Consider the following 18,967-nt stretch of genomic DNA (forward strand, 5'->3'; position numbering starts at 1 on the left):
CGTCAGAATCAGGTACACTAGCGCCTTTTGACGGCCAGAGATCTGCAACGGATGCTTGATTCATCGACCGCCACGCGCAAAGAACGTTTCATAGGGCTCGAATGGCTGCGTTTCCTGCTCGGCCTCTATATCGTCATTTTCCACACGCTCCACAACTATCCTTCCATACGCGAATGGTCGCATTACGTGACCGACATCGGATTTTTCTCGACCAGTGCCTTCTTCGTGCTATCCGGCTTTCTGCTGACGCATGTCTACCTCGACTCGTCCGATCAGATGCGCGAGCCACCCAGGAGCTTCTGGCTGAAGCGCTTCTCGAATCTCTATCCCATTCATATCGGGTCGCTGATCCTGGCCATGTCCGTATCGGCGCTGGTCGGCTATCTGGCAATAGCGCCCGGGGATAGCGATATCTCGCTGAGATTCGTGGTCTACGACGTCAACAACGATATCGGCCAGCTCGACTGGAAAAGTCTCAATCACACCATGGGACCGCTGGAAACCGGCATCAATTTGCTGCTCAATCTGACCCTGTTGCACGCCTGGAACCCGCTGTACCTGACTTTCAATCCGCCGTCCTGGTCGATTTCGGCGCTGTTCTTCTTCTATCTGACATTTCCCTGGCTGGCGCCCCGCCTGCGTCGGGTGCGGAACCCCCGTCGCGCCATGCTGCTGGTCAATCTGATCTATCTGATCCCGCCGCTGTACGTGATCCTGACGACGGACTACGGGGTGCCTGAGACCGGTATTCTTCACCGCAATCCATTGATTCGCCTTCCCGAGTTCGTCGCCGGAATTTTGCTTTGCACTTTCTACGCGCAGCGCAAGGCGCAGGGACGACTGATGTCTTCCGGTCAGTGCTGGCTGACGCTGCTGGCGGTTGCGGCGAGTGTCGTGGCCGCGGTCTACCTGCTGGGGCTGGGGCATGCGTGGTACTACGCCCTGCACAATGGCCTGCTGCTGCCCGCCCAACTGGCATTGATCTATGTGGCGGCGCACTGGGGGGAGCCCAGTAATCCCCGGCTGATGCGGTTGGCCTCCAGGCTGGGCGGCGCCTCGCTGCCGATGTTCGCGCTACATGTACCTCTCTATGCGGTTTTTTCGCGTGTCGAGCGCGTGCTCTCCGGCGATCCGGGCCTGTGTCTGACCGATTTCAGGGGCTGTCTGGCGGCGGCAGGAGAGTTGCACCTGTGGCTCTATCCGCTGTTCCTGATCCTGACCGTGCTGTTCTGTGTGCTCTTCCAGGAGCAGTTCGTGGTACGGGTCAGGAAATTCCTGCTACGGCGTCTGCTGGGCAGGGCGCCGCGCACTCATGCCGAGAAGATGAGCTGACGTCCACTGCCCGATCGCGCGCCGGCCATCGGCGCGCGACGACCTTTCCGTTATACTATGCCGCCGCAAGCGCACTGCCACGAGCCACTTCGGCAGTGAGCGCAAGCCGTCTCTCGTAGCACGAGGTTTCTCTTGAGCGAACTTCTCGTCCCGTGGTGGGCCCAGCAGCTGACGCTGTGTGGCTGGCCTCTCGTCAGCGATCCCCGGCTGGCGCTCGGTGCCGTCCAGGCGCACGCGCGCCTGCAGTCACTGGGGGTCGGGGGGCGCGACGAGTTTGCCTGGCGCTTGTGGGAGAGCGGCGGTGACGCAAGGTCGCCATCGTTCGCCCGATTGGCGGCGCTGGAGCTGCTCGCGCTCGGGAGTGCGGCAAATTGGATTCGACCTCCCTGTACCGATGCCTGGCTTGCCATGCTGGCCCGTGGCATCGTCGCGCAGGCGCCCACGCTCAGGGCCTGGCTGCAGTCGCTCACCTCCCTGAACGATCCGTCGCTGGATGCCGCCGGGCGCGAGCTTCTCGCTCGCGAGCGTCAGCAGCGTGGCGTCTCATGGTCTGCGCTTCGCCACTGTCTCAAGTCGACCGATTCACCGGCATCCCCGGATGCCGCCGGATTCGATCCTCTCCATTTTCGGCCTGTCGACCTCTGGTCGGAAGGCCTTTGGCGGGCCAGGGCCGCCATGGCGCCGGTGCTGGCCTGGCCGGTCGATATCTCCCTCGACGAACAGCGACATTACCGGACGCTACTGCGCGAGCAGGATGATGTCGGGGGGCGTGAAGAGCTCATGGCACTGCTGTTCTGGCTCGCAGGGCAGGGGCACCGCTATGGCTGGGATCTGGACGCCGTGCGGATGTCTCGTCAGCGCCCCGAGGCGCAGCTCGAGTGGCTCTCGGGATTGAACGATCAGCACGATTACGGCCAGGTGCTACTGGCGTTCCTGGCCGACGCGGAGCCGTTGGAGTGGGCGGCATGGGACTGGTTCCGACTCATCGACCAGGCGTTTCTCGGCCATTGTGCCGGGTGGCTGTCGGCGCAGGAGGCGGAGCGGTTCGCGGGCCATGGCATCGACCTCCTGCAGCAGCGATACACGGATTGGGAGGCAGCGGCTCGGGCATATCAGCGGGGACGCAGTCTGTTCGAGGGAAGGGATCTGCGGGCCGTTTTCGATGAGGAGTGGGCCGGCCTGCTCTTCGCCGACACCAGTCCATGGGCGGTACCGCTCGCCGATACGCTGGAAGAGGGGCTGCGCGAGACGTCGCGCGAGTTCGTTCGACAGTACCGCGCAGATCCCGACTGCTGGGTATTGAGCGTCGCCTCGATCCGCGACCCGGATCTCATCCACCGTCGAACCCTCGGCGAACCGCTGGGGCCGGAGCGGGTCCAGGAGGCGGAGCGCTACCTCGAAGACGTGCTGGGCCTGCGCCGGGAAGAGGGCGCCGCGGGGCTGGCGAGGTTCTGGATGCCGGCTCAAGCGCATCATCTCAACCAGCTGGCCGCCGACTCCCGCCATACCGCCGGTCGCCGGTCGTCGCCCGGAACATCGCGGCGATTGGCCATCTGCGCGGATCACGCGGCGACGATCACGATGGCGGAAAAGTACGCATTCTATCTGGTGATGGCTTCGGACAGCGGACGCTATTCGACCGCCGAGATCGAAGCTCTGGCGCAGTCTCTGTGTGACGTGCTGAGTCGGTTCTATCGCGACGCCGAGAGCCTGCTCTCGGCATGGCAGGTCTGGGAAACCGTCCTGAGTGAGGATGAAGCGCCGGAGGACGTGTCGCTGGCGGACGATATCACCTGGCATCGGCGCGATCCCGGCTCCCCCTTTCACTGGCTGACCCCGTCGCGGTCGCTGACTTGGCTCGAGCCGGGTGCGCGGCCGACGCTGACGCGGTTCACCGCGATCTCGCTGGCAGGGCCTCTCAACGAAGCACTATGGCAGGCGCCGCAGCCGCTGGCGCCCGGAGACAGAGAGGCGTTGGGGGAGTGGATCGAACATCAGTATGCCCTGCAGGGGGCCTCCGGACTGGTCGACTTCCTGGATTTCCTGACCGAGGCAGGAGACCGACAGGACTATCAGATCAACTATGCTCCCTACACGCTGAATCGCACTCGCCTGGAAGCGGAAATCGCGATTCTCGAATCCGGGGCATGCGCGGAAGAGGATCGCGTCCACCTGATGCGGCTGAAGCACGTGCGGGACAACGACTGCCACTGCAACGATCAAGACATGACGGCATGGGATATCGCGCAACTGGTCGATCTGGCGCTGGCTGGCCGGCAGCTTGACTGGCTCGACGAGAACCGCCTCGCGCATTATCTCGATACCGCCATGCGCCTGGCGGCGCGTCACTACAGCAACTGGCGGGATTATGCCGAAGGGCTTTACAGCGGCTTCGGTTTCTTCATGGACGATACGCCGGAGCGCGAGGCCTTCCTGCTGCGCTTTCGCGAAGCGCTCAGTGCCTGGCTGGAGGCGGAGCCGCTGTTGGCCGGTGCCTGGGCGAGTCTCGATTTTCCGGGCAGTCCCATGGCGCACTGGACATCACTTCATGTCGACATTCTTCCCAGTGAACCCAGTCTTTTACATTAACGCTGTTCATTAACCGAGAACGCTCGCCAAAGCGTTTTCAATGACATATGATCTCCGCTGTGCTACGCCCACTGTAAAGAGGGCGTGGCTTTTTTCTGTCCGATTGATCATGATTCGAGCCCAATACAGGCCGTTCTGGCGGTGACACCTCGTCGAGGTGTGTCACCACCACAGCGACTCCAATTCGCCGGATGATTCGTCATGAGTCGTCGCAAAAGGCGGTGCCCGTAATGGCTCACAGGCGAACGAGGTCGCGCTGAATGCTAAGACGCACAGCCATGGGGTTGGCACTGGCGATAGTCATATCCGGTTGCTCCGCCCCTGTAAAACAACAACAAGTCAACGCGCAGTATTCACTCCCGCTGGTTAAGACTCGCACCGTTGCGGTCGACATTCCCGAGAGCGTCCCTCCGGCGCCTCAGAAGATCCGGGACTTCCGGCCGCAGAGCGTCTCCCCGGCGGTGATCCGGAAGGCCCTGCTGGACGAACATCAACGGTGGGTCGGGACGCCTTACGTGCTCGGCGGAACGACGCACCGTGGTATCGACTGCTCTGCGCTGATGCAGCACGTGTTCGGTGAGGCCTTCGCTTTCGAGCTGCCGCGGACGACCGAAGAACAGGTTCTGGAAGGTGATCGGGTCGCGGAACAGAATCTCAAGGCAGGGGATCTGGTCTTTTTCCAGCCGCCTGGACCCTACAACCATGTCGGCGTCTACGTGGGTGATGGCTACTTTCTTCACGCTTCCTCGTCGCAAGGGGTGAAGCTGTCGCGCCTCGATAACGTCTACTGGAAGCGATATTACTGGCAAGCGCGTCGTCCGGTCGAACGAACGCAACTGGCTCAGCGGGTCATGCTGGCCAACGAAGGTTGAGTCGGGGCAGGACTTGCTGGGGGGCCGCGTCGCGGCCTCGTCTCGGTCCCCGTCCACCGGGTAGCACGGTATTGGATCGGCGCAACAGGGACATGAAAAAGGGCAGCCTGCTGGCTGCCCTTTTTTTGTGGGGGCATACCCCCAACCGATCGAGCTGGCCTCCGGGGGGAGGCCAGCGTAAGGATCAGTGCTCGTGACCACCTTCGCCATGGACGTGGCCATGGGACACTTCTTCTTCAGTCGCTTCGCGCACTTCGGCAATTTCGACATCGAAGTTCAGCTTCTCGCCAGCCAGGGGGTGGTTGCCATCGACCGTCACGGTGTCACCTTCCACCTTGGTCACGGTGACCATCAACGGTCCTTCCTGTGTCTGGGCCTGAAACTGCATGCCGGGCTCGACGGCGTCGACGCCCTGAAAGGCATCCCGCGGAACTTCCTGGACCAGTGCCGGCTGCACTTCGCCGTACCCTTCGCTCGGCGCGACAGCGACCTGAAGCTTGTCACCGCTTCCGTGACCCTCGAGTTCTTTCTCGAGTCCCGGAATGATGTTGCCCGCACCGTGTAGGTAGGTCAGCGGATCGCGACCTTCGGAACTGTCCAGTACCTCTCCTGCATCATTGGTCAATGTATAGTGGAACGCGACCACGGAGTTCTGGGCAATCTGCATCTCTGAACCTTTGCGTTTGTGCATGTCTGTCACATCCTAACGCGCCACGGCCTTCCTGTCAGGTCGCAATGACCGCGAAGTCGGGCCGATCGGGCGCTTATCTCGAACGGCGTCCGTGATAGTTGCGCCACTTCAAGGGTGTGGTTACCCTGACCCCACGACAAATTACCGTGATTTTGCGGCCGAGGAGAAGTTCGTCATGACCGTGTTCGTCGTTTGGCTCGTTGCCTTCGCCGTCTTTCTTTTTCTGCTTCTCAAGGCTTGGGATGGGGCGCTTGGCGCGATGGTCAAACGCCGGTTGCCGACCCAGTTGCAGGGGGATCCCGCCCAGGACCGCTGGATCATGTCCGCGGCGCTGGCGGTGCTCGGCGCGACATTCATCATCAAGCCGGTATCCATGCTCCTGACCTTGATTCTGCTGGCCATCGGGATCTGGGTGGGGCTGCGTGTTGCGTGCTGGACAGTGCGCAAAGCCAAGCTGCACTGAAGGGGCTTCGGTCGCTTAGAGCGGCCCATGCAGATTGACGGGCGATGCCGACAGCATCGCCCGTCGTGATTTCTGGGCCCCGCCGCCTTATAGCCAGGTGGAAAGGGTGATCGAGCCGAACTGGTCGCCATCGTCCTGGGTCTCGAACTCGTGCGTTCGCCACACCGAGCTGTAGGTCAACTGCCAGCGATCCCAGGATACGGCGAGGCCGAGCTGGGCATCCCCTACCCAGGGCCGTCGATCCACGGAGTGGCTATCCTCGAAGGTGTTGCCGTCGAGCAGCATGTTGTAAGCCATTAGCCGACCTTCGAGGTTGGCGAACAGGTACCAGTTGAAGCCACTATCTTTCTCGAAGAAAACCCTGCTGCCTTGGGAGGGCGCCACGGTCGGCACGCCGAAGCTCTTGTCCAGCCCCTGCCCGATACGCAACCCGAGGCCGGTCGCACCATAGGTGTAGAGGTTGCCGACGGCCAGGCCGACCGACGGCCCATACTCGGTTTCCAGCGCTCCCAGGTCACCCTGTTTCCACCAGGCGGTCTGGTAGGCGAGATTGACGAAGGGCTCGTTGTGCAACTGATTGTGCCAGCCCTCGGCTTCGTCGCTACCGACCAGGTGATGAAAGTTGTTCTGTACCGTATGGCCACCCGCACCCGGGCCGACAAGGCCGACGTCGAAATACACGCCGCTGGTACGCCGCCATCCGCTCAACTGCTGGTCATCGAACAGGGAGAGCCCGGCGTAGAGCACGCCGGCGTAGGGGCGGTCGTTCTCGATCAAGCCCCTCTCGTCGATGTCTTCCGGCGTGTAGATCTGCTGTCCGAATCGGTAGGAGGCGCCATCCAGCGAGGCGGCACTCCAGCCAGGAATCAGCTCCGCGAGGTCACGGGTCCAGTGATCCCTGGAAGGTCGGAAAGACCAGTCGGCTTCGATACCGTTGGTGTAGTGACCGTCATCCCCGCTTGCGAAGATATCGTTTTCCGACTTCAGCGTCAGGATACCATCCGCCCAAGCAGTGCTGGAAATGGCTGCCATGGCCACGGCAAGGCCGGTTCTCGACCAGATATATCCCCTCATATTCCGCCTTATTCCCTTAAAACGAATGATTGAATCTGCGGGACATACAATAGCGTACGTAAAACGTCGAGAACATAGAAAATTAGTATCACGCTAACAGAAAGCGGCGCCCTGGGGCGCCGCTGGCATGAGGTCTAGCTGTCGTCGTGCAATCAGTAGGGGGCGACGCTGACGCTGGAGCCACTGGCGACCAGCTTGACACGCTGGCCGACTTGCCAGTTGCGGTCCGCCTTCTGGACGACCACGACGTTCTGCCCGCTGTCCTGGCGAATCTCCAGTTCGTAGCCATCGACGCGGTCGGTGGCCTGCTGGATCTTGCTGCCGGCAATCGTGCCACCGAGGGCGCCGGCCGCGGTCGCGATCGTGCGGCCGGAGCCACCGCCAACCTGGTTACCCAGCAGACCGCCAATGACCGCACCGCCCAGGCTGCCCAGCACGCTCTCGCCGTTGCCGCCCTGGATCTGTACCGGGCGTACCGACTGGATGGTTCCGTAGCTCACGGACTGCGCCGTACCCGCTTGATCTCCCCGGTAGACGTCACCCGAATAGGTCGAGTTGTTGGTACAGCCCGCCAGGGCCAGCAGGCTCATGACCAGTGCAGGGGCGATGAGTCGTTTCATGATGATTCTCCTTAACATCCAGGTATGGCTTCGTGCCCAGTACATTAAAACAGTGTTCTAAAACTAGTCCAGTGCCAATGGAATCCATCGGCACTGGACCCAGCACGGATTGAGTGTAGGAGCCGCTGGCGATTCCTGCCTCTCACTCCTGGTGATCCCGGTCGTTGCCGGGGAAGTCCAGGCTGCCGCTGTCGACGAGCGTCGCCAGCAGGCGTGCGCCGTCCGGGTAGGCGAGCGCACTGGCATCTATCGGAGCGTTCGACGCCAGTATCCGGGCCAGCTCGAGAGGGCAGTCGACGGCGTCTCCGTCGACGAACAGGGTGGCGTTGGCCTCGTCCCGTCGGTGCCAGGCGAAACGTGAGCCAAGGGTGCGGGTCAGTTCGTCGCCGCGCTCGAGCGCGGCGCGCAGCGCTTCCGATGCGGTAGGGGCGTCCGGCGGAGCCAACTGGTCCAGATATTTGGGCTGGGTCATGGCACGCCCGAACCATTGCGCCATCTGATCGGGGCGATCGATGACGTCCAGCAGTAGCTTGCGTACCCGGGCCACGGCCTGCTCGTCCAGCTCACCCGACGCCAACGGTGGTTGCAGGTCGGGGTCAGCGTAGCGCCGGCTGTCGCCGAGCTGTTCGCCGATATAGTCGGCGAAGGATGTGACGATCTCGTCGGCGGAAGGCGCCCGGAAGCCGATCGAGTAGGTCAGGCAGTCCTCGGCTTCGCTGACACCGTGGTGAGCGACGCCGGGGGGAAGGTAGAGCATATCGCCGGGCTCCAGCACCCACTCCTGGTCGGCCTGCACGGTGAAGTCTTCGAGGATGCGCAGGTCGATACCGGGGATCAGCCGGGCGTCCGCGCCAGGACTGCCGCCCAGTTGCCAGCGCCGGCGTCCACTGGCCTGCAACAGAAAGACGTCGTATTGGTCGACGTGCGCGCCAACGCTGCCACCTGGCGGCGCATAGCTGACCATGATGTCGTCGAGTCGCCAGTTCGGCAGAAAATCGAAGGACTCCAGCAGCTCGGCGACTTCCGGCACGTAGTGGTCCACCGCCTGTACCAGCAGCGACCAGCCGCTGGCGGGCAGGCGCGCGAAGGTCTCATCGTCGAACGGCCCGTGGCTGACCTGCCATGCCTTGTCTGGGCCCTTCTCCTCTACCAGCCTGGCTTCGACTCCCTCTTCACAGGCGAGGCCCGCCAGATCGTCCGGTTCCAGGGGAGAGACGAAGTCGGGAAACGCACCGCGTATCAGCAGTGGCGATTTCTGCCAGTGCTGACTGAGAAACTGGGCGGGGGCGAGGCCACCGAGTAGCCTACGTGGCTTGTTGGCGGAGGTCATGTCGGTCTCCTGGACGAAAACGTGTATGGCGCGCTCAGAGCGCCTTGGCCTGATCGACGGCGTTGCCGATGTAGGTCGCCGGTGACAGGGCCTTGAGTTCGGCCTTCACCTCGTCCGGCAGCGCCAGCGTGTCGATGAAGGCGGCAAAGCCGGCCTGGTCGATGCGCTTGCCGCGAGTCAGCTCCTTGAGCTTCTCGTAGGGCTTCTCGATCCCGTAGCGGCGCATGACGGTCTGGATCGGTTCGGCCAGCACCTCCCAGCTGTGGTCGAGATCGTCGTCGAGACGCTGGGGGTTGGCTTCCAGCTTGCCGATACCCTTGAGTGCCGCTTCGTACGCGATCAGGCCGTAGGCCAGGCCGACGCCGAGGTTGCGCAGCACGGTGGAGTCGGTCAGGTCACGCTGCCAGCGGGAGATGGGCAGCTTCCGCGCCAGGTGATCGAGCAGCGCATTGGCCAGCCCCAGGTTGCCCTCGGAGTTCTCGAAGTCGATCGGGTTGACCTTGTGCGGCATGGTGGAGGAGCCGATCTCGCCCGCCACGGTGCGTTGCTTGAAATAGCCGAGAGAGATGTAGCCCCACACGTCGCGATCGAAATCGATCAGGATGGTGTTGAAGCGGCTGATGGCATCGAACAGCTCGGCGATGTAGTCGTGGGGTTCGATCTGGGTGGTGTAGGGATTGAACGTGAGTCCGAGTGACTCGACGAAGGTGCGGGCATTCTCGGCCCAGTCGACCTCCGGATACGTCGCCAGGTGCGCGTTGTAATTGCCGACGGCACCGTTGATCTTGCCCAGCAGCTCGACGGACGCTATCTGCTTGAGCTGGCGCTTCAGACGATAGGCGACGTTGGCCATCTCCTTGCCCAGCGTGGTGGGGCTGGCGGTCTGACCGTGCGTCCGTGACAGCATCGGCTGTTCGGCATGCTCGTGGGCCAGGCGGGCGATCGCATCGTGGACTGCCTGCATCGTCGGGGTCAGGGCATCGAGGCCGTCTCGCATCATCAAGGCGTAGGACAGGTTGTTGATGTCCTCGCTGGTGCAGGCGAAGTGCACGAATTCCGTGATCGCGTGGAGCTCCGGCTGATCGGCGATGGCCTCCTTGATGAAATACTCGACCGCTTTCACGTCGTGGTTGGTGGTGCGCTCGATGGTCTTGATACGCTCGGCATCGGCCAGCGAGAAATTACTCACCAGGGTGTCCAGAAACGCCTGCGCCTTGGTGGAAAGCGGTGGCACCTCGACGATGCCGGGATGGGCCGCCAGACGTTCCAGCCAGCGGACCTCGACGGTAACGCGTGCCCGGATCAGGCCGAACTCGCTGAAATGTTCGCGCAGCGGGGCGGCCTTGGCTGCGTAGCGGCCGTCGACAGGGGAAAGGGCGGTCAGTGCGGAGAGTTCGATCATCGTGGGTTCCCGAGACATCGCGCGAGCCAGCAGCTCGCGATTGAGAGATTCGTGCGGCTCGATTCATGAACTCGACGTCAGTGGGCGTCGAGCTGCCGCAGGGTGCGCCGGATGGCGCTCCGCTGGAAGATAAGGCGCCAGCGGCGGCCCCCTTGCTGGTGCCAGAGGAGGGCGAAGCGGACGCCGGCGAGCAGCGCCGTGCGGATGCGTTCCGGCATCATTCGGCTCTGCAGCAAACTGGGCTCGCCCTGCACCACGATCCGATAACGGAAGGTGGAAAGTGTTTCCTGGTAGAGCTCGCCGAGGCTCGCGATCACGTTCTCGTGCGTTTTGCCGAAGTGCTCGGCCTGGCCCTGGACGCGTCCCAGCCGCTGGCCGAGCGTTTCCATCATGGCGCTATCCTTGCGTAGCTTCTGCATCAGCAGCACCATCGAGAAACCGTAGCGCATGACAGCCGGTTGCGCGCTCTGGCGTGACATGACCGCCAGCAGCGTGTCGATGCCCTGGCGCAGGTTGTTGTGGTGGCCGCCGTAGATCGACTCGAAACTGGGCGGATCGGTGTCCAGCGTGGCGTGGATCAGGGTATTCCAGGCGCGCTCGTCGCACTGCCCGGTGCGGGCCAGTTGATCGACGACGGATGCCGCCTGGAAGACGCCGGCCAGGGCCAGGGCCTGTCGGCCGTTGCTGTCGAGCGGTGCCGATTGAATGGGCGTCGGGTTCATGCCGAGCGCTGGCTCCCTGTCATGGCGGAGGGGGTGTCGGTGAGTTCGGCGACGGCAGCGCCATCGTCGGTTCCGGTGGCGCGAATGACAGCACCGCCCAAGCAGACTTCGCCATCGTAGAGCACCAGCGACTGGCCTGGCGTGACCGCTCGCTGTGGGGTATCGAACCGAACCTCGAGCTCGCCGTCGGCCAGCAGCGTCACTTCGCAGGGAACGTCGTGCTGGCGATAGCGGGTCTTGGCGCTCAGGCGCGGCGCCTTGGGGGGTGTCCCCGCGATCCAGGCTGCCGGCTCGCAGTAGGCGACATCGCTGTAGAGCAAAGGGTGTTCGCCCTGAACGACCACGAGGACGTTGCGCTCGAGATCCTTGGCGGCCACGAACCACGGATCCTCACTGTGGTTCTTCAGGCCGCCGATTCCCAGGCCGCGTCGCTGGCCCAGGGTGTAGTACATCAGCCCCATGTGTTCGCCGATCAGGTCACCTTCAGGTGTTTCGATACGCCCGGGCTGAGCGGGGAGATACTGCTTGAGGAAGTCGCTGAACCGCCGCTCACCGATGAAGCAGATGCCGGTGGAGTCCTTCTTGCTCGCGGTCGCCAGACCGTGGCGCTCCGCCAGGGCTCGCACCTGCGGCTTCTCCAGCTCGCCGACGGGAAACAGTGTCCTCTCGATGGCGGCACCGGGAACCGCGTGCAGGAAATAGCTCTGGTCCTTGTTGCCATCCAACCCCTTGAGCAACCGAGCCCGACCGTTGTCGTCGAGCCCTCTTCGCACATAGTGGCCAGTCGCGATCAAGTCGGCGCCGAGCATCTCGGCGTAGTCGAGAAAGACTTTGAACTTGATCTCGCGGTTGCACAGGATATCCGGGTTGGGCGTGCGCCCAGCCTGGTACTCGGCAAGGAAGTGTTCGAAGACATTGTCCCAGTACTCGGCGGCGAAGTTGGCCGTGTGCAGCTTGATCCCGAGAGTCTCGCAGACCGCCTCGGCGTCTGCCAGGTCCGCCATGGCGGTGCAGTACTCGGTGCCGTCGTCCTCGTCCCAGTTCTTCATGAACAGGCCCTCGACGTGGTAGCCCTGCTCTCGCAGCAGCAGCGCGGTCACGGAAGAGTCGACGCCGCCCGACATGCCGACGATGACTTTCCGGGGGGCTTCGCTGGGTGAGTGCGCGGTATCGCTGATTGCGCTGGCTGTGGTCATGACGATTTCCGGGGCAGGTGAGGGCGGGTCGTGAGACCCTGCGCGCCAGTGGCGGTGCCCGGCGAGCGTGCAGGGATCGAATCAACGACCGACTCGAATGAGCGGCCCGCGATTATAGCCGAAAGCGGGGGATCGCATCGAGCCCATCGACAATTTCCCAGGGGCTGGGCGTGTAACGACAGAAGGCGAGGCCGAGTTCGACTCCCGGTCAGCGCTCGCGAATGACATCGAGCGGGTAGCGGCGACCGTCGCGTGTGTCGCGCAGCCGCTGCATCACGACCGGGCTCCGCAGCCGGTGGCTGCGGTCGAGATCGTCGATCTCGTCGAAGGTAAGCCAATGGGTGCCGATGATGCCTTTGTCCAGCGCATTGCCCAGATGGGCCAGTGGCAGGCTGAGAAACGCATGGCTGTGGAAGGTGAGGCCATCCGACGTCTGGTGGACGTAGAGTCCCAGGTAGTCGGTGATGGCGACCTGCCAGGCCGACTCTTCGCGCACTTCCCGCTCGGCGGCCGCGATCAGGCGCTCACCCCGTTCCAGGTGGCCGGCAGGCTGGTTGAACAGGCTGAACGGGCCGCCGCGATCCTCCTCCACCATCAGGTAACGACCTGCTCGCTCCACCACCACGGCAACGGTCACGCGAGGCGTCCAACGGTTCATGTCATCATTCTCCCGACTCGATGCTCTGCCCTCGACATCCGGCCGTGGGACTCCAGCCGATCATACCCGGTCCACGCCAATTCGAAAGCCCGCTATCGGAATTGGCGGGCCGGACGTCTGCCTGCTTCGCGATGATTCAGCGCTTGCGAGGGGAGTTCGAGCGCCGGCTCGTGTCGCGCCCAGACGAATGCCGCGGGACGTTCATCGTCTCGCTGCGCCAGTGGCCCGGCGGCAGGTCGCCGAGGCGCCACGGTCCGATGCCGACGCGGATCAGCCGCAGGGTCGGATGACCCACGTGTGCGGTCATCCTGCGTACCTGGCGGTTGCGTCCTTCGCGCAGTTCTATCTCCAGCCAGGTCGTCGGCACCGAGGGCCGGTAGCGTACGGGAGGATCGCGGGGTGGCGGCTCCGGTGGCGCCAGCCGTCTGACCTTGGCCGGGCGAGTCGGTCCGTCCTTCAGGATGATTCCCTCGCGAAGCGCCTTCAGGGCGCTCGGGTCCGGCTCGCCTTCCACCTGAACCCAGTACTGCTTGGGCAGCTTGTGCCGGGGATCGCTGATGCGGTGGATCAGGGTGCCATCATCGGTCAGCAGTAGCAGCCCCTCCGAGTCGTAATCGAGACGACCGGCGGGGTAGACACCGGGCACGTCGAGGCAATCGGCCAGCGTTCGCCGCCCATGAGCGTCGGTGAATTGGCAGAGCACGTTGTAGGGCTTGTGCAGGAGATAGATTCGACTCATGGCGCGCCGCCCCTGGTCGTCCTGGACGGCTTCCGTGGCGCTCCCGGGGCGTCGCCCCATGGCGGGCGGCGGCGATCAAGACTATTTTCAGGGAAGGCTTGCATACCGGCTCCATCGGCCGCATCTTCAAGGAACTTCGGGTCTTCAACGGTATCCAATACCTCACCGAGTCCCGGCTTGCCGTATCTGAGCCGATGCATCCAGGGATTCATCCTTACTATGTCAGAGATCTCAAACAGAGTGTCGCCTTACCTTGCCAGGGAGCCGGCCCGTACGGGTATGACGCGTCCTCCCGACCCTGATCACGACGAGCAGGGTGATGTTGCCGAACAGGTGTCGGATCCGCAACTGGCGCCGCCGCCGATGTACAAGGTCGTGCTGTACAACGATGACTACACCCCAATGGAGTTCGTCGTCGAGGTGCTGCAACGATTCTTCGCCATGGACAGCGAGAAGGCGGTCCAGATCATGCTGGCCGTCCACACCCAGGGGAAGGCGACCTGCGGCATCTTCACCCGTGACGTGGCGGAGACCAAGTGCCACCTCGTCAATGAATATGCGAAAGAGTGCGAGCATCCTCTCATGTGCGACGTGGATGCCGCAGAATAGATGGCGGACACACATCGTCGACGCTTTTGTCTTCGAAGACTTGCGAAACCGCTGTTTGTGCCCGATTGTGAAAGTGCCGACCGACGCCCTCAGTGGCTAAAAGGGGACTGCCATGTTGAGTAAAGAACTTGAACTCACCCTGAACACGGCCTTCACCGTGGCGCGTTCCAAGCGACACGAGTTCATGACCGTGGAGCACTTGCTGCTGGCGCTTCTCGATAATGCCTCGGCAGCCGACGTGCTGAATGCCTGTGGGGCGAATCTGGAAAAGCTTCGTGCCGATCTGCAGGATTTCATCAATTCCACGACACCGTTGATTCCCGAGGAGCAGGAAGACCGGGAAACGCAGCCCACGCTGGGCTTCCAGCGCGTGCTGCAGCGCGCGGTCTTTCATGTGCAATCCTCCGGCAAGAGTGAGGTGACCGGCGCCAATGTGCTGGTGGCGATCTTCTCCGAGCAGGAGAGTCAGGCGGTCTACTTCCTCAAGCAGCAGAGTGTGGCACGGGTGGATGCGGTCAATTACATCGCCCATGGCATCTCCAAGGTCGCTGGTCACGGCCAGGCCCAGCAGCCCTCCCAGGAATCCGAGGAGGGTGAGGAGGCCGCCGGTGAAAACGGGCAGAGCCCGCTTTCCAATTACGCGACCAATCTCAACGACCAGGCCCGACTGGGCAAGATCGACCCGCTGATCGGTCGTGACCACGAGCTCGAGCGCGTGGTGCAGATTCTGGCCCGTCGACGAAAGAACAACCCGCTGCTGGTGGGCGAGGCCGGCGTTGGCAAGACCGCGATTGCCGAGGGCCTGGCCAAGCGAATCGTCGAGGAGGACGTGCCGGACGTGATCGCCGATGCCGTGGTCTACTCGCTGGACATGGGCGCGCTGCTGGCGGGCACGAAGTACCGTGGCGATTTCGAGAAGCGCTTGAAAGGACTGCTGGCCGAGTTGCGCAAGCAGGACAATTCGATCCTATTCATCGATGAGATTCACACGGTCATCGGTGCCGGCGCGGCATCGGGCGGGGTCATGGATGCCTCCAACCTGCTCAAGCCGCTGCTCTCCTCTGGCGAGTTGCGCTGCATCGGCTCGACCACGTTTCAGGAGTTCCGTGGCATCTTCGAGAAGGATCGAGCGCTGGCTCGTCGTTTCCAGAAGGTCGATGTGCCGGAGCCGACTGTCGAGGACACCATCCGCATCCTCAAGGGGCTGCGAGGTCGTTTCGAAGAGCATCACCAGTTGAAGTACACCGATGGCGCGCTGGAAAGTGCAGCCCGCCTGGCCGATCGCTATATCAATGATCGTCACCTGCCGGACAAGGCGATCGACGTGATCGACGAGGCCGGCGCGCACCAGCGCCTGCTACCTCCGGAAGCGCGGATCGCCACCATCGATGTCGATCAGGTCGAAGCGGTGGTGGCTTCCATTGCGCGCATCCCGCCGAAGAGCGTTTCGACTTCGGACCGCAAGCTGCTCTCGAACCTGGAGCGCGACCTGAAGATGCTGGTGTTCGGTCAGGACGAGGCGATCACCAGTCTGTCGGCGGCGATCAAGCTGTCTCGTGCCGGTCTCAAGTCGCCGGACAAGCCGGTGGGTAGCTTCCTGTTCGCCGGCCCGACCGGCGTCGGCAAGACCGAGGTCGCTCGGCAGCTGTCGCATCTGATGGGGATCGAGCTGGTACGCTTCGACATGTCGGAGTACATGGAGCGCCACACGGTATCGCGGCTGATCGGGGCGCCCCCGGGCTACGTCGGTTACGACCAGGGCGGCCTGCTGACCGAGGCGATCACCAAGCAGCCACACTGCGTACTGCTGCTCGACGAGATCGAGAAGGCGCATCCGGAAGTCTTCAACCTGCTGCTGCAGGTCATGGACCATGGTCGCTTGACCGACAACAACGGCCGTGAGGCGGACTTCCGGCATGTGATCGTCATCATGACGTCCAACGCCGGCGCCGAACAGATCTCTCGTCGCTCGATCGGCTTCCAGACCCAGGACCACTCGACCGATGGCATGGAAGTGATTCGCCGGACCTTCACGCCGGAGTTCCGCAATCGCCTGGACGGGATCATTCAGTTCCACGGTCTCGAGCCATCCATTGTCCGCAACGTCGTCGACAAGTTCCTGGTCGAGCTCCAGGCTCAACTCGACGAGAAACGGGTGCAGCTCGATGTCGATGACGACGCCCGCGTCTGGCTGGCCGAGAAAGGGTACGATCCCGAAATGGGGGCGCGTCCGATGGCCAGGGTCATCCAGGAGAAGCTCAAGAAGCCACTGGCCGAGATGATCCTGTTCGGCGACCTGGCCGAGAACGGCGGCATCGTCCACGTAAGGGTCGACAACGACGAGTTGCAGCTCGAGACCGAAGCCGAGCTGGCCTAGACCGGTCGCGGCAGCACGACAACGCCTCGCCATGGCAACATGGCGAGGCGTTTTTGGATTCGTATCATCTGTGATTGCCCGCCTGACGAAGATGAGGTGCCAGGGCTTTTCCTGAGGGCGGGAAGCCGGTCGGGGAGGGCGGAGCCGAGACAGGCTCGCGAATTAGCGAGAGCGGTAGACGATACGCCCTTTGGAGAGGTCGTAGGGAGTCAGCTCGACCTTGACCTTGTCGCCGGTCAGGATGCGGATGTAGTTCTTGCGCATCTTGCCGGAGATGTGGGCAGTCACGACGTGGCCATTCTCCAGTTCAACGCGGAACATGGTGTTGGGAAGCGTGTCGACGACGACGCCCTCCATTTCGATATGATCTTCTCGTGCCATATAGGCGATCCCTCTTGAACGTGTTGAGAACGGGGCTTGGTTTGAGGGCCTGACATGGCGCCTCGCGGTTGGCTATCGACGCGGAATGCCGCGAAAGGCACGGGTGCCATTCACGTCATCATCTAACCAGCCCGCCCTTGGGCCTCTGAAGTGCGCGATATTATGGGCTATCTCGCCGGGGAAGGCAAAAATCCGTCGTAAATCGAATGGAACCCGGCTCATGGCCGAGCACCGAAAGCCGGGCCTGAGGTATGGAAACTCTCGAACCGGCGAATCGTCTCGCCACCGCCTGGCACTGCCGAGACGGGTCGCAGCGCTAAATGCAGGAACCTGGCGCAATAGGGTTCATCGGCGTCATTACAGCGCCTTGGCCGGGACCATGCGCTGCCAGCGCCCCCCGTTGAGGTACTCCAGTGGTTGATAATCCTGCTTGTAGCGCATTTTCTGGCAGGCACGTATCCAGTAGCCGAGATAGAGATAGGGTAGCCGGCGCTCACGCGCCAGCTCGATCTGGCTGAGTATGGCGAAGCCGCCGAGCGAGCGTCGCTCGAAGATCGGATCGGGGTCGAAGAACGTATAGATTGCAGAGAGACCGTGACCTAGGCAGTCGGTGGCGGCCACTGCCATCAGATGATCGCCCAGTCGGAATTCCAGCAATTTGGCAAAAGAGTGGGCCTGGGTCAGAAACATCCGGTACTGCTCGCGGCTGGGGGGGAACATATCGCCGTCCGCGTGTCGGGCGCGAATGTATCGGGCATATAACGAGTAGTGTTGCTCGTCGAATACCGTCGGGCGCAAATGCGTGGTGAGATCCCGGTTGCGGTTGATCAGTTTGCGCTGGGTTCGGCTGGGGGTGAAATCCTCGACCGGAATTCTAACGGAAGTGCAGGCGCTGCAGGCCTCGCAGTGGGGACGATAGAGATTGCTGCCACTACGCCGGAAGCCCAGCAGGGTGAGAGCGTCGTAAACCTCCGGCGCGACCGTTTCCTCGGGGTCGAGAAAGAGCGTCGTCGCCTCCCTTCCCTTTAGGTAGCTGCAGGGATGGGGCACTGTCAGGAAGAAACGAAGATCGCGTGCCTGACGTTGCGGGTTGTTCGCATTGTCGCTGCTCACGGTGGCTCCGTTGGCCAGAGATCGGCCGGGTTGGGTAAGTTGGCGTTGTCCTCAAGATAGTCGATGAACGTCTCCCGGGCGATGTCTCTGGCACCCATGCTGGCCAGATGGGGCGTGTGCATCTGGCAGTCGATCAAGGCGAAATCGTGATATCGGAGTCGCTGCGCCAGATGGACCAGGGCGACTTTCGAGGCGTCGGGGACGCGGCTGAACATCGACTCCCCGAAGAATATGCGGCCGATCGATAGGCCGTAGAGACCGCCCACCAGCGTTTCGGCCTGCCAGACCTCGACGCTGTGTGCGTGTCCCAATCGGTGAAGCTCGAGATAGGCCTGTCGCATGGCGTCGTCGATCCAGGTCCCCTCCGCGTCCGCACGAGTTTCGGCGCAGGCCGTGATGACGCGCTCGAAGGCGTGATCGAACGTTACCACGAAGCCGCCGTTGCGGAGCCGCTTGTCCAGGCTTCTGCGGACACGTATCTCCTCGGGGAAGAGCACCATGCGTGGATCGGGGGACCACCACAGGATCGGCTGGCCCTCGGCATACCACGGGAAGATGCCGCGGCGGTAGGCGCTCAGTAGCCACTCCGGTGTCAGCGCGCCCCCGGCGGCCAGCAAGCCATCCGGTTCATCCAGTGCGTGGGAGACCGGCGGGAAGGCGACGAGATGAGGTGGTAGCCAGGGCAGCATGCAGAGGACCCGATAGGAAAGCGATCCACAGCATAGCAAACACCGGAAGCGTGATTCCTGGCATACCTTTGCCGAAAGGGGCATCAAGAATAGTCACACTATTGCCGATA

At 62.8% G+C, this 18,967-nt stretch carries 18 protein-coding genes; 6 read left to right on the forward strand and 12 right to left on the reverse strand.

The annotated features are described in order from the left end of the window. Positions 1-51 precede the first annotated feature (51 nt). The 3 genes from DOM54_RS15435 (at position 52) to DOM54_RS15445 (ending at position 4,793) form a co-directional block, all read left to right on the forward strand. Positions 52-1,332, forward strand: coding sequence for an acyltransferase family protein (locus DOM54_RS15435; RefSeq protein WP_110717184.1), 1,281 nt, complete (start codon positions 52-54; stop codon positions 1,330-1,332). 132 nt (positions 1,333-1,464) lie between these two features. Beyond that, complete coding sequence (locus DOM54_RS15440) at positions 1,465-3,921, forward strand: DUF1266 domain-containing protein (protein WP_110717185.1); 2,457 nt, start codon at positions 1,465-1,467, stop codon at positions 3,919-3,921. A 260-nt stretch (positions 3,922-4,181) separates the two neighbouring features. Continuing rightward, positions 4,182-4,793 (forward strand): C40 family peptidase, encoded by a 612-nt coding sequence (locus DOM54_RS15445; protein ID WP_110717186.1) that lies wholly within the window; start codon positions 4,182-4,184, stop codon positions 4,791-4,793. A 184-nt stretch (positions 4,794-4,977) separates the two neighbouring features. Here the strand turns inward: DOM54_RS15445 and slyD are convergent, their stop codons facing one another. After that, positions 4,978-5,460: a peptidylprolyl isomerase gene (gene slyD / locus DOM54_RS15450; RefSeq protein ID WP_110601121.1), complete on the reverse strand. Its 483-nt coding sequence runs from the start codon at positions 5,458-5,460 to the stop codon at positions 4,978-4,980. A gap of 199 nt (positions 5,461-5,659) precedes the next feature. On the opposite strand from slyD, the gene DOM54_RS15455 reads away from it, so the two are divergent. Then, on the forward strand, positions 5,660-5,947 hold the full coding sequence (locus tag DOM54_RS15455; RefSeq protein ID WP_110717187.1) for a hypothetical protein: 288 nt from the start codon (positions 5,660-5,662) through the stop codon (positions 5,945-5,947). An 87-nt stretch (positions 5,948-6,034) separates the two neighbouring features. Here the strand turns inward: DOM54_RS15455 and DOM54_RS15460 are convergent, their stop codons facing one another. From DOM54_RS15460 to DOM54_RS15495, 8 genes are all read right to left on the reverse strand, one after another. After that, positions 6,035-6,979, reverse strand: coding sequence for a lipid A deacylase LpxR family protein (locus DOM54_RS15460; RefSeq protein ID WP_240613930.1), 945 nt, complete (start codon positions 6,977-6,979; stop codon positions 6,035-6,037). Between the two features lie 194 nt (positions 6,980-7,173). Continuing rightward, positions 7,174-7,641 carry an outer membrane lipoprotein gene (locus DOM54_RS15465; protein ID WP_110717189.1) on the reverse strand — a complete coding sequence of 156 codons (468 nt, stop codon included), beginning with the start codon at positions 7,639-7,641 and terminating at the stop codon, positions 7,174-7,176. A gap of 142 nt (positions 7,642-7,783) precedes the next feature. After that, positions 7,784-8,971, reverse strand: a complete 1,188-nt coding sequence (locus DOM54_RS15470) for a ribosomal protein uL16 3-hydroxylase (protein ID WP_110717190.1) — start codon at positions 8,969-8,971, stop codon at positions 7,784-7,786. Between the two features lie 34 nt (positions 8,972-9,005). Continuing rightward, entirely contained in the window at positions 9,006-10,370 is a 1,365-nt protein-coding gene (gene purB, locus DOM54_RS15475; RefSeq protein WP_110717255.1) for an adenylosuccinate lyase, read from the reverse strand. 80 nt (positions 10,371-10,450) lie between these two features. Next, positions 10,451-11,095 (reverse strand): high frequency lysogenization protein HflD, encoded by a 645-nt coding sequence (hflD, locus tag DOM54_RS15480; RefSeq protein WP_110717191.1) that lies wholly within the window; start codon positions 11,093-11,095, stop codon positions 10,451-10,453. Further along, entirely contained in the window at positions 11,092-12,291 is a 1,200-nt protein-coding gene (mnmA, locus tag DOM54_RS15485) for a tRNA 2-thiouridine(34) synthase MnmA (RefSeq protein WP_110717192.1), read from the reverse strand. The genes hflD and mnmA overlap by 4 nt, the downstream gene beginning before the upstream one ends. A 208-nt stretch (positions 12,292-12,499) precedes the next feature. After that, positions 12,500-12,949 carry an NUDIX domain-containing protein gene (locus DOM54_RS15490; protein ID WP_110717193.1) on the reverse strand — a complete coding sequence of 150 codons (450 nt, stop codon included), beginning with the start codon at positions 12,947-12,949 and terminating at the stop codon, positions 12,500-12,502. Between the two features lie 136 nt (positions 12,950-13,085). Continuing rightward, entirely contained in the window at positions 13,086-13,688 is a 603-nt protein-coding gene (locus tag DOM54_RS15495) for a pseudouridine synthase (RefSeq protein WP_110717194.1), read from the reverse strand. A 279-nt stretch (positions 13,689-13,967) separates the two neighbouring features. Between DOM54_RS15495 and clpS the strand changes: the two genes are divergently transcribed. Both clpS and clpA read left to right on the forward strand, forming a co-directional pair. Beyond that, the gene (gene clpS / locus DOM54_RS15500; RefSeq protein ID WP_240613931.1) at positions 13,968-14,297 is read left to right on the forward strand and encodes an ATP-dependent Clp protease adapter ClpS; all 330 of its coding nucleotides are present in this window, start codon (positions 13,968-13,970) and stop codon (positions 14,295-14,297) included. A gap of 112 nt (positions 14,298-14,409) precedes the next feature. Next, on the forward strand, positions 14,410-16,674 hold the full coding sequence (gene clpA / locus DOM54_RS15505) for an ATP-dependent Clp protease ATP-binding subunit ClpA (protein WP_110717195.1): 2,265 nt from the start codon (positions 14,410-14,412) through the stop codon (positions 16,672-16,674). Between the two features lie 162 nt (positions 16,675-16,836). On the opposite strand, the gene infA is transcribed toward clpA, so the two are convergent. The 3 genes from infA to aat form a co-directional block, all read right to left on the reverse strand. Then, positions 16,837-17,055: a translation initiation factor IF-1 gene (infA, locus tag DOM54_RS15510; RefSeq protein ID WP_013332816.1), complete on the reverse strand. Its 219-nt coding sequence runs from the start codon at positions 17,053-17,055 to the stop codon at positions 16,837-16,839. Positions 17,056-17,412: 357 nt separating this feature from the next. After that, complete coding sequence (locus DOM54_RS15515; RefSeq protein ID WP_110717196.1) at positions 17,413-18,168, reverse strand: arginyltransferase; 756 nt, start codon at positions 18,166-18,168, stop codon at positions 17,413-17,415. Further along, positions 18,165-18,857 carry a leucyl/phenylalanyl-tRNA--protein transferase gene (aat, locus tag DOM54_RS15520; RefSeq protein ID WP_110717197.1) on the reverse strand — a complete coding sequence of 231 codons (693 nt, stop codon included), beginning with the start codon at positions 18,855-18,857 and terminating at the stop codon, positions 18,165-18,167. The genes DOM54_RS15515 and aat overlap by 4 nt, the downstream gene beginning before the upstream one ends. Positions 18,858-18,967: the final 110 nt, after the last annotated feature.

This window comes from Salinicola acroporae (genome assembly GCF_003206615.1).
GTDB lineage: Bacteria > Pseudomonadota > Gammaproteobacteria > Pseudomonadales > Halomonadaceae > Salinicola > Salinicola acroporae.